The 9,695-nt window shown below is 38.9% G+C and carries 13 protein-coding genes; 3 read left to right on the top strand and 10 right to left on the bottom strand.

Annotated elements, in window-relative coordinates; all coding sequences use genetic code 11:
- Positions 1–597 precede the first annotated feature (597 nt).
- Positions 598–1,524, bottom strand: a complete 927-nt coding sequence (locus ACYVHJ_RS15490) for a TolB-like translocation protein (RefSeq protein ID WP_460516320.1) — start codon at positions 1,522–1,524, stop codon at positions 598–600.
- 289 nt (positions 1,525–1,813) lie between these two features.
- Between ACYVHJ_RS15490 and ACYVHJ_RS15485 the strand changes: the two genes are divergently transcribed.
- Genes ACYVHJ_RS15485 through ACYVHJ_RS15475 form a run of 3 tightly spaced genes read left to right on the top strand, consistent with a single transcriptional unit; the run spans position 1,814 to position 3,439 of the window.
- Positions 1,814–2,113, top strand: a complete 300-nt coding sequence (locus tag ACYVHJ_RS15485; protein ID WP_339904006.1) for a DUF2752 domain-containing protein — start codon at positions 1,814–1,816, stop codon at positions 2,111–2,113.
- Entirely contained in the window at positions 2,098–2,496 is a 399-nt protein-coding gene (locus ACYVHJ_RS15480; RefSeq protein WP_339904007.1) for a TM2 domain-containing protein, read from the top strand. The genes ACYVHJ_RS15485 and ACYVHJ_RS15480 overlap by 16 nt, the downstream gene beginning before the upstream one ends.
- Entirely contained in the window at positions 2,489–3,439 is a 951-nt protein-coding gene (locus tag ACYVHJ_RS15475) for a DUF4097 family beta strand repeat-containing protein (RefSeq protein ID WP_460516315.1), read from the top strand. The genes ACYVHJ_RS15480 and ACYVHJ_RS15475 overlap by 8 nt, the downstream gene beginning before the upstream one ends.
- A gap of 193 nt (positions 3,440–3,632) precedes the next feature.
- Here ACYVHJ_RS15475 and ACYVHJ_RS15470 read toward each other — a convergent pair whose 3' ends face one another.
- From ACYVHJ_RS15470 to ACYVHJ_RS15430, 9 genes are all read right to left on the bottom strand, one after another.
- The gene (locus ACYVHJ_RS15470) at positions 3,633–3,830 is read right to left on the bottom strand and encodes a cold-shock protein (protein ID WP_014020889.1); all 198 of its coding nucleotides are present in this window, start codon (positions 3,828–3,830) and stop codon (positions 3,633–3,635) included.
- 159 nt (positions 3,831–3,989) lie between these two features.
- The gene (gene asnA / locus ACYVHJ_RS15465) at positions 3,990–5,027 is read right to left on the bottom strand and encodes an aspartate--ammonia ligase (RefSeq protein WP_460516311.1); all 1,038 of its coding nucleotides are present in this window, start codon (positions 5,025–5,027) and stop codon (positions 3,990–3,992) included.
- A 103-nt stretch (positions 5,028–5,130) separates the two neighbouring features.
- Complete coding sequence (locus tag ACYVHJ_RS15460) at positions 5,131–6,294, bottom strand: lactonase family protein (RefSeq protein WP_460516308.1); 1,164 nt, start codon at positions 6,292–6,294, stop codon at positions 5,131–5,133.
- Positions 6,272–6,667, bottom strand: a complete 396-nt coding sequence (gene mnhG, locus ACYVHJ_RS15455) for a cation:proton antiporter (RefSeq protein WP_460516305.1) — start codon at positions 6,665–6,667, stop codon at positions 6,272–6,274. Before mnhG ends, ACYVHJ_RS15460 begins: the two co-directional genes overlap by 23 nt.
- Positions 6,660–6,935 carry a cation:proton antiporter gene (locus ACYVHJ_RS15450; protein WP_014020893.1) on the bottom strand — a complete coding sequence of 92 codons (276 nt, stop codon included), beginning with the start codon at positions 6,933–6,935 and terminating at the stop codon, positions 6,660–6,662. Before ACYVHJ_RS15450 ends, mnhG begins: the two co-directional genes overlap by 8 nt.
- Positions 6,932–7,411, bottom strand: a complete 480-nt coding sequence (locus tag ACYVHJ_RS15445; protein ID WP_339905088.1) for a Na+/H+ antiporter subunit E — start codon at positions 7,409–7,411, stop codon at positions 6,932–6,934. The genes ACYVHJ_RS15450 and ACYVHJ_RS15445 overlap by 4 nt, the downstream gene beginning before the upstream one ends.
- Before the next feature lie 12 nt (positions 7,412–7,423).
- Positions 7,424–8,932, bottom strand: a complete 1,509-nt coding sequence (locus ACYVHJ_RS15440; RefSeq protein ID WP_460516300.1) for a proton-conducting transporter membrane subunit — start codon at positions 8,930–8,932, stop codon at positions 7,424–7,426.
- Complete coding sequence (locus ACYVHJ_RS15435) at positions 8,929–9,282, bottom strand: Na+/H+ antiporter subunit C (protein ID WP_014020896.1); 354 nt, start codon at positions 9,280–9,282, stop codon at positions 8,929–8,931. The genes ACYVHJ_RS15440 and ACYVHJ_RS15435 overlap by 4 nt, the downstream gene beginning before the upstream one ends.
- Before the next feature lies 1 nt (position 9,283).
- On the bottom strand, positions 9,284–9,694 hold the full coding sequence (locus tag ACYVHJ_RS15430) for a Na+/H+ antiporter subunit B (RefSeq protein WP_460516296.1): 411 nt from the start codon (positions 9,692–9,694) through the stop codon (positions 9,284–9,286).
- Position 9,695: the final 1 nt, after the last annotated feature.

The following is a 9,695-nucleotide window of genomic DNA, read 5'->3' as shown; positions in this document are numbered from 1 at the left end:
GCACAGATAGCATTTATGGAATGGGTCTGGTTTTAAGCCTTTCCGTTAAAAATAAATCATTATTCCATTACGCTCTTCCCATCCCGATCCGCCGCGGCGGATAAGCCCCGCAGCGCCGATGGTACTGGTGCGCCACGGCGCATGGGAGAGTAGTGCCTGTTCCGCCTCATCGGGATCGCCGCCTTCTTTTAGTCTTAGAGCAATCTAAGGGTCTTTTTTTATGCCCTTTTTTGTAAATAATCCTGCTTAAACCCCTAACTTTTTTAGAACGCTGCCCTAACCTAGGCTTCAAGGTGTTGAAATATACCTTATATAATCACTCAGCAAACCACTAATCCGTATAGGGTGCTCTATTCTGGCCAAATACAGACGTATTCGAATCAAGAATTATAATTGAAGTGGATGTAATCCAAAAAATATTCTTAGTAAATAGAAAGGTGTAGATACAATCTACACCTAGTGTTTATTTTGTTTAAGTATCAGTAGATGCTTGTAATTCTTTTGGGATAGGCTAAATCATTTTCAGTTTTGCATTTCATTTAAAAGGCTTATTGAAACAGTTTTTAATATGCTTCATCCAACATTAAAACTCCCCATTCATTTTGACGGTTCCATTGCGATGACCAATTTTTTATTGTCCGGGCTCATTGAAATTCTGCTAATGTTATGGTAGTCCGGAATAGTTAATGTAGCCATTTCTTCCCAATCAGTCCCTTTGCTAATGTTTTTTAAATAGATGGTATTTTCCCGAGCCATTAAAAGGTTGTTTTTGTCAATCCATACAAAGTCTTCGGCGCCGGCTAATGCTATACCTATGGATTTTGATTGTCTGCTTTTTACATCAAAAGCTTTTAATTCATAAGTTTCTTTGCCATTAGATACGATATTTGAGCTTTTGTCTATATACACCATCTCATTTGTACCTGGTCTTTGGCTTATGCAGCGTCCCGGATTTTTTGCTACCTCAAATATATCTTCTCTGCTGTAAGGATAGACCAATCGGTTAGGTGATCCTACCAGAAACAAGGCAGCTGTTTCCCCATGCCAACCATAATATCCTACGGGTTGGATGTCATCGTACAAAAGCTCCGGTTCCCCGAAATTTATCGGATATAACCATATGCGCTGACTGCTGTCTTTTTCCACCCTTACAGTGGAAATAAATTGACCGCAACTTGTTAGCTTAGGTGAGAACTCATCTAGCTCGGGAGTTCTTGTCATATTGGTGTATTTATCCGTAGCTAGATTATATAAGATTACATCAAAATTACCTGCCTGGTCTTGAGAGGTAAATACCAGTTGACTTTTATTGATAAAAGAAGGTTGGTTATCATATCCATCTCCTTTTGATATTTTTTTTACTGTCTCGGGGTAAATAGTAAAACCAAACAAATTCTTCTTGCATTCAAGAAGAAAAAGATCGGTGTCTTCTTGAGCTATAAGCAAGCTACTGTTTAATAAAAAAGCAGTGAATAAAAGTGTTTTTAAATATTTTGGAAACCTGAAAAGGTGGGGATTGCTCATTTTACTCTTATTTATCATTTATCTCGATCTTTAAATTTTTAATCTTTAGTATCTCAATTATGATTTTCTAATGTACAAAAAGCTATTCGTTTTCATCATTAATTTTATTTTAATTCAAAACTTCTCTGATACTAAAGCTTTCCTTGCGTTTGGGATATTCTTCCAATATTTTCTGTCCGTTATTGAACGTTATTTGTACTTTTAACGAACACATCTTTTGCTTAAATAGGCTCCTATTCGCTCCATTGCTTTATTTTATAACTGGCATTCTATTCGTATATTGATAGACATGAAAGTAATCAACTCAGGGATTCTGGAATTGATTTTATGGACAATTGCTCTTTTAGGTTTGTACACTGCCGGTGCAGACACTTCGCATTCCTTTAGTCTTTGTCCGCTTGATTTATTAGGGTTCACCTGGTGCCCTGGCTGTGGTATTGGTCGATCCATTCATTATTTAATGCATGGAGATTTCACCACATCTTGGGCCTACCATCCATTGGGAGGCTTTGCTTTCTTAGTAATAATATTAAGAATAATTGAATTAATAAAATTAAATTTAAATAAGAAATTATGGCAAATGTATTGAGACACCTTCCGGAACTGGAAGGAATGGAATTGGGCTATATCCAAGGAATATTGAAAGACATGAATGAGGAGCAAGCAAGTTTATTTGCTCAGGTATATCGTGCCAGAAGGAAGGATAGCCAAATGATTTTAATATTAACACTGATAGGTTTTTTTGGTTTTGCCGGATTGCATCGTTTTATTCTAGGGCAAATTGGCCTGGGGATTTTATACCTACTTACCGTTGGCTTGTGTTTTATTGGAACCATAGTAGATTTGGTCAATTACAAAAGCTTGACTTATGAGTATAACATTAAGATTGCCCATGAAACACTTTCCTTATTGGCTGTAAGTGATGATTTCAAAACGAATAATGATGCCTTTAAAAATAAAAACGATGCATAAATATCCCCTATTATTTTTGTTTGTCCTTGTGGGGTTCTCGGGAATACAAATTTCTTGTAACCCGATATCCATGGAAACCATTAGTGATATTGAGTCTACTTATGATGGCATCACTAAAGTTAATGTAAATGGTGGAGCACTTGAAATCAGTTATACCGGAAGGGATGAAGCTGAAGAAGTGGTTTTAAATGCTTTTGTGGAAGCAAGTGATGCACAAATGGAAGGAGTGACGGTAAAGAAAATTGGAGAGGAGTTGTTTGTAGATTTTGAACCTAGGGATGATTTTGGATCCTTTTTCTCCTCCTTTAAAATAAAAGGGTTTATCAGTATCTCAGGCCCTTCAGATATGGCTTTAGATATCCATACTTCATCGGGTACCATGGAAGTGTTTAATGTTGAAAATGAAGATATTGTGCTTAAAGGAAGTTCCGGAAAGATTGAAGCAGAGAACCTTAGCTCTCCGAATTTAAACGTGAGAATCTCTTCAGGAAAACTGGAGCTTGAGAATATCCAAGGTGACTTGAATTTAGAATTGTCTTCAGGAATGGGAACATTGGAAGGGATGAAAGGAAATGTTAAGTTTAGGGGCTCAAGTGGCATGGTTGTTTTGACCGATATTGATGGGCTTGTTTCCGGAAGTATGAGTTCAGGAAAAGCGGATTTAAATAAGATCACAGAATTAGGTGAAATCAGTTTGACATCCGGCATGTTAGTGGCCAATGATTGTGGGCTTGGGCCGGAAACTAATCTGTCTGCTTCATCCGGTTATATGAAAGTAAATACCAATTCTTCCCTAAAGGATTATAATTTTGATTTCAGGGTAGGGAGTGGGAGGCTTAGTATCGGGGATCAATCAAGTAGTGATGATTTACTAATTGACAATGCCGCCGGGCTGACCATAAAAGGTAAAATCCAATCGGGTAAAATGGTAATTGATGATTAAAAATTTACGCATTCAAGCGATATTAGGCAGAGCCTTAGTTTAAGAAACTCCGAGTGCAAGCTCGGAGTTTTTTATTTTAATAGGAATAGTTTAGTTATGGGGGATTGCCCTAAATTAATGTCTTAAAAAAAATATAGGCACAAAAAAAAGCAACCTTTGATGATTGCTTTTCACTACTGATGTCAATGTTATGTTATGCGTTTACTACCTTCACATTCACTGCATTCAGACCTTTTCTTCCTTCTTTAAGATCAAAGGATACATCATCGTCTTCTCTGATTTCGTCAATTAGTCCAGAGACATGCACAAAATACTCTTTTGATGATTCATCATCAATAATAAAACCGAATCCTTTAGATTCATTAAAAAATTTTACTTTTCCTGTGTTCATAATATAATTAATTGATTGTATTTATTGAGGTAAAGGTAATGAATCTTTTGGCAAAAAAAACTCTTGTATAAAAATATTTTCAGGAATTAAAAGATTACATAAAATGCATTGGCCAAGAAATGGCCAAAAACAGTAAGATTCAACCCTTTAATTGGATTATTATCTCATTAATTCTATGCCCTCTTCCTTACATTTTTGAAATTCATTTTCAGGCCAAATTCCCGATTGCACCTCTCCAATGTGCTTTTTTCTTAGCAAGAACATACAGGTTCTGGACTGACCAATTCCACCACCTATACTTTGAGGCAATTCCCCATTTAATAGCTTTTGGTGGAAAAATAAACCGGCTCTTTTTTCTTCACCGGAATTTTTTAACTGATGAGCCAAAGTTTCGGCATCTACTCTTATGCCCATGGAAGAAAGTTCAAATGAGTTTTCCAATACAGGGTTCCAAACCAAAATGTCTCCATTCAACCCTTTATGGCCTTCGGAATTATAGCTACTCCAGTCGTCATAGTCCGGTGCTCGGTCATCATGCTTTTCCCCATTACTTAATTTATCTCCAATACCTATTAAAAATACAGCGCCATGTGCTTTTGTGGCTTCATATTCTCTTTCTTTTGGGCTTAAATTGGGGAAAGCTTGCAGCAAATCCTCCGCCTGAATAAATTTAATTTTTTCCGGCAATATTGGGCTAATCTGAGGGAAAATAGAAACCACACTTTTCTCCATTTCTTGATATATCCCATAGATGCTTTCCACTACCTCTTTGAGATAATCCAGATTTCTTTCGGAAAGATTGATTTTTTGTTCCCAATCCCACTGGTCTACATATAATGAATGCTGCGGTGAGTAGTCTTCATCAGGTCTTAATGCCCTCATGTCAGTAATTATGCCTTCACCATCTTCGGTTTCAAGCTCGGCCAATTGCCATCTTTTCCATTTTGCCAATGATTGCACCACAACGCCGGGAGCATCCCCTTGATTTTTTATTGGAAATTTCACAGGCCGTTCGGTACCACTTAGGTCATCGTTTATACCTGTTCCATCCATTATGATCAATGGGCAAGACACCTTGAAAAGGTTTAACTTTTCGGACATCATCTTTGGGAATTTTGTTTTGATGAGGTCTATGGCTTTTTCTGTCTCTCTCCTGTTTAACAAGGATTTGTATTTCAGCTCGCTCGTTGCTGCCATGTTTTTTTATTTACTGTGTTCACGATTTATCGTTCTTCTCAAAATCGGCCCAATATTAAAGAAAAGAATTGATTCAAGAAAATATCCTGTTTGTTTGCCTGATTTAAGGCAAGAAATTAATATAAACGGGTTTATGAACCTCAAATTTGGTATTTGTTGGCTTCAGCTCACCGGATTCAAGGTCTCTTTCAAAAGTAATGATGGTATTTGAATCTTGGTTTCCAGCCAAAAGGTATTTCCCATCATTGGTGATATTGAAATTTCTTGGAGCTTTTCCCATGGAAGATACGGTTTGTACATGGGTTAAGTCCCCATTCCCTTCGATTTTAAAAACGATAATTTCATTGGCCTCACCACGGTTAGATGCGTAAAGGAATTTCCCGTCAGGACTAAGTCTTACTTCTGCAGCTCCAACTTTGCCTTCAAATCCCTCTTCAGTCAATGGGTGGGTAGCTTGATGCTTTAACTCACCTTGCTCATAGGAATAAACCCCTATTTCTGCTGATATTTCATGAATTAGGTAAAGTTTATCTCCTGTGCTGTTAAAGACCATATGCCTGGGACCTGCACCGGGAGCTACTTTTAACCTGAAAATAGGTTCCGTATTTACGGGCTTTTCCAAGCTACTGTCAAATTCATACACTACCACTTCATCAGTCCCAAGATCCGCAATGAATAGGTTGCCATCATTGGGATGGAAAATAGCTGCATGTACATGGGGTTCTTTTTGTCTGTTGGTGATCACGCTACTTCCTTGGTGGGCAATAACTTGGGTAACAGGCTTTACTTGCCCGTTTTCTGCGATAGGGATTACAGAAAAATCACCGGAACTATAATTGGCCGTTACGGCAAAAGATTCACTTGGATCCAATGTGATGTAACAGGGTGATTTAGCGGCTGCTTTCACCGAATTAAGCTTCGCTAACTTCCCATCCTTAAGGCTGAATGCGGTGATTTTACCTCCTTCTTCACCTCCGTTTTCTTCCACTGAATAGACCAAATCTTGGGCTTCGTTGGCAATAACAAAGGAAGGGTTTTCTACGGCTGCTGCTGTGCTGATGGTTTGAATATTGCCTTCATCAGGATGAAAGGCCATCAGGTGAATGCCTTGTTCCGGAGACTTGGTATAGGTCCCCAATAGAAACAAATGAGCTGAAGAGGTAGCCCCATCATTCGTTTTATTTGCTGTCTTATTGTCATTTGAAGCTGTACCGCAAGCCATAAAGATCATTAGATAACAGGCGTTAATTAGATTTTTTACTTTCATTTTTTTCATCGGTTTTGTTTATACCGCTGGCCAATTCATGAGTTTTGGGATGGTATTTTCCTTTTAAATCGTCTTCTTTAGATTTGGACCAAAGTTTTACTCCGGAGAAATAGGAAGCCCTACCTATCATATGTGCACCTACAGGAGCCGTTAGCAATATGAATACAATTATTGCCAAAACCCTGGAAGTAATTCCAATTTCATTGAAATAAACCGCAGCAGAAATCAGCAATAAACCTATGCCCAGTGTGGCTGCTTTGGTAGTAACAGAAATCCGTAGGTAAAGATCGGGCATTCGAATTACCCCAACTGCTGCAAGTAATATAAATAGGGCCCCAAGGGAGCTTAGAATTATGATTATTAAATCACTCATTTTTTTCTCTTTTATCTAAATAATAAGAAAATGCGACAGTACCTAAGAAGGCAATCAAGGCCATAATCATGGCGATATCGAGAAAGGCCGGTTGGTTGGTATAAATACTGTAAATGGTAATGATGCCAATTCCGGTAGTAAGCAGTAGGTCAAGCGCTACCACCCTGTCTGATAGGGAAGGGCCAATAAGAAACCTGATAAATATCAACAGGGTAGAAATGGCCAGTACCGGAAGGATTATATAATATAGGAAGTCGTATACGCTCATCTCAAAATCTCCAATAGTTTACGTTCAAATCCATTTTTAATATCAGCAATAAAGTGCTCTTTGTTTTTGACATACATGGCATGTACATAGAGTACTTTCCGGTCATCCGACACATCCAGACTTAAGGTTCCCGGTGTTAGGGTAATAAGGTTGGCCAATAAGGTGATCTCCATATCTGTTTTTGCATCAAGAGGGATTTTGATGATGCCCGGTTTCATAAAATAACTGGGAGTTATAACATCATAGGCCACCTGCAAATTGGCTTTTACCAGTTCGGACAAGAAAAAGAATATAAAGGCAATCACTTTTGGTCCTCGGTAGAGATACCTGTTGTCTTCTCCTCGTTGTGCAATAAGCCACATCAACAAGAAACTCAAGGTAAAGCCAAACACGAAATTTATAAAAGAGAAATCACCTGTTACTGCCAGCCAAATAAAGGAAAGCAATAGGTTACTAAGAAACCTGGTTTTTATCATTTTTCTGTCGAATTAATTGCCCAAAACTGCTTGAATATATTGTGTGGGATCCATGAGATTTTCTCCGATTTTTATAGACAATCGCATGACCCACTCAGCGCCAAAGCCAATTCCTAGTGAAATTAAAGAAAGGAAGAGTATGGATCCAATCATGGCCCTTCTTTTCAGAGGTTTTAAGGCATTAAAATATTTGATATGCTTTTTCTCTGGTAGCTCAGGGCCATCTTTCCAGAAGACTTCAGACCACATGCGTGCGATAATGAATAAGGTAAGGAAACTTCCCAGTATTACGAAAACCACCACCAATATATTTGTTTGTTCAATGGCCCCTTGAAGGATAAGCAACTTGCCCCAAAAGCCTGATAATGGAGGAATTCCTACCAAGCTAAAGAGTGGAATTGCCATCAAGAGACTTAATTTCGGATGTTCCTTATAAAAACTGCCAAGCAAACGCATGGAATAGGTTCCTTTGAATTTAAATATCAATCCGCTGACCATGAAAAGATTGGTTTTCACCACAATGTCATGCACCAGGTAAAAGATGGCTCCGGCAATGGCCAAACTGCTATAAACCCCCAAACCTGCAAGCATAAACCCAATGTGGCAAATAATCAGGTAGCTAATTACTTTTCTCATGTTGTTTTGAATCAGCGCACCTATTCCACCTGACAGAATGGTAAAAATCGCCAAAACCATGATGACTGTGGAGAGAAAAGCATCCGGTACAAAGATCAAAGTAAACACCCTTAGCAAGGCATAAACCCCTACCTTGGTAAGTAGTCCTCCAAAAATGGCTGAAATGGCCGGGGGAGGGGTATGGTAGGAGGCCGGTAGCCAAAAATACAATGGGAAAACGGCTGATTTAATTCCAAACCCTACAAGAAAGAGTACGGCGGTTACATTTACCAAACCTCTGTTTTCTATCTCAGCAACTCTCAAGGAAAGGTCAGCCATATTCAAACTGCCGGTCAAGCCGTAAAGGATGGCAATGGCGGTAAGAAAGATGACCGAGGCCAATAAGTTCATGGTAACATATTTGATGGCACCTTCTATCTGTGCTTTCTCTCCTCCAATGGTGAGCAATACAAAGGAAGATATGATGATGATTTCAAACCAGACATACAGGTTGAAGATATCTCCTGTAAGGAATGCTCCACTGAGTCCCATGATTAGCAGGTGGAAAATGGGGAAATACCCAAATTTAACCCGGGCATTTCGGATGCTTCCCACGGAGTAAACACTTACAGCTAAGCCTGCAATTGCGGTAAGTAGTACCAAAAGAGAACTGAAGGTGTCTGCGACGAAGGTGATCCCAAAAGGAGCAGCCCAACCTCCTGCTTGCATGACCTGAATGCCCTCGGTATTTACTTTTACCAAAAGCAAAATGCTAATTACAAGGGCGATTAGAGATCCGGTTACAGAAATTAGCTTTTGAATATTCTTGCTGTTCCAGGAGAACATCAATAACACGGCTATAAAAAGCTGGAAAATTACCGGTAAAACAATGTATGGGTTGTTCATAAGTCTTCGTCGGTTGCGTTCATTTCGTCCAGATCATCTGTTTTAACCACCTTATAAGCCCTTTTGACCAAAATTATGGCGAAGGCCTGTAATCCAAAACTAATTACTATGGCTGTAAGGATTAATGCCTGCGGTACAGGGTCTGCATACAATTCTCCCAGCATCTTTTCTGAAGATGCAATAATTGGGGGCTGTCCTTTGACAATTTTCCCCAGTAGAAATATTAACAGATTGGCTCCATTGCCGAGCAAGATCAAACCAATAATCAGCTTGACCAAACTTCTTCTCAGCATCATATAGATGCCTGCGGCATACAAGAGCCCTATTATTATTACCAATAAAATTTCCATATTATAATCCTTCTGATATGGTGAAAATAATGGTGAGGGTAACACCTATAACGACCAGGTAAACACCAGTGTCGAAAAATAAAGCAGAACCTACCTTACCGATGACAGGCAGCGCATTTTCCATCCATAACCCTGTCATAAAGGTGTCGCCGAAAAACAAAGGCAAGGTACCGGATACCAAGGCCAATAGTAAACCTACAGGCATTAAAAACCCCGGATGAAAGGTCATGATGTTTTTCGTTTTATCGATTCCATTGGCAAAAGAATGAATTACGAAAGCAATGGAAGCCATTAATCCCCCAACAAAACCTCCGCCCGGTAAATAATGACCACGCAATAGGATGAAGATTGAAAAAAGCAAGAGCAAGGGAAGCAGGTATGCCGATGCTGTCTTAAATATGATGGTTTTCATA

The sequence above is a fragment of the Cyclobacterium sediminis genome, assembly GCF_054781075.1.
The sequence above is the reverse complement of the archived record's forward strand: the minus strand, read 5'-3'. Positions and strand labels throughout refer to the sequence as shown.

What these genes read in the sequence shown, in the direction of transcription:
- ACYVHJ_RS15450 (WP_014020893.1), bottom strand. Translation starts at nt 6,935, where the DNA reads ATGAGCGTATACGACTTCCTATATTATATAATCCTTCCGGTACTGGCC.
- ACYVHJ_RS15445 (WP_339905088.1), bottom strand. Translation starts at nt 7,411, where the DNA reads ATGATAAAAACCAGGTTTCTTAGTAACCTATTGCTTTCCTTTATTTGG.
- ACYVHJ_RS15485 (WP_339904006.1), top strand. Translation starts at nt 1,814, where the DNA reads ATGAAAGTAATCAACTCAGGGATTCTGGAATTGATTTTATGGACAATT.
- ACYVHJ_RS15435 (WP_014020896.1), bottom strand. Translation starts at nt 9,282, where the DNA reads ATGGAAATTTTATTGGTAATAATAATAGGGCTCTTGTATGCCGCAGGC.
- ACYVHJ_RS15460 (WP_460516308.1), bottom strand. Translation starts at nt 6,294, where the DNA reads ATGAAAGTAAAAAATCTAATTAACGCCTGTTATCTAATGATCTTTATG.
- ACYVHJ_RS15480 (WP_339904007.1), top strand. Translation starts at nt 2,098, where the DNA reads ATGGCAAATGTATTGAGACACCTTCCGGAACTGGAAGGAATGGAATTG.
- ACYVHJ_RS15475 (WP_460516315.1), top strand. Translation starts at nt 2,489, where the DNA reads ATGCATAAATATCCCCTATTATTTTTGTTTGTCCTTGTGGGGTTCTCG.
- asnA (WP_460516311.1), bottom strand. Translation starts at nt 5,027, where the DNA reads ATGGCAGCAACGAGCGAGCTGAAATACAAATCCTTGTTAAACAGGAGA.
- mnhG (WP_460516305.1), bottom strand. Translation starts at nt 6,667, where the DNA reads ATGAGTGATTTAATAATCATAATTCTAAGCTCCCTTGGGGCCCTATTT.
- ACYVHJ_RS15430 (WP_460516296.1), bottom strand. Translation starts at nt 9,694, where the DNA reads ATGAAAACCATCATATTTAAGACAGCATCGGCATACCTGCTTCCCTTG.
- ACYVHJ_RS15440 (WP_460516300.1), bottom strand. Translation starts at nt 8,932, where the DNA reads ATGAACAACCCATACATTGTTTTACCGGTAATTTTCCAGCTTTTTATA.
- ACYVHJ_RS15470 (WP_014020889.1), bottom strand. Translation starts at nt 3,830, where the DNA reads ATGAACACAGGAAAAGTAAAATTTTTTAATGAATCTAAAGGATTCGGT.
- ACYVHJ_RS15490 (WP_460516320.1), bottom strand. Translation starts at nt 1,524, where the DNA reads ATGAGCAATCCCCACCTTTTCAGGTTTCCAAAATATTTAAAAACACTT.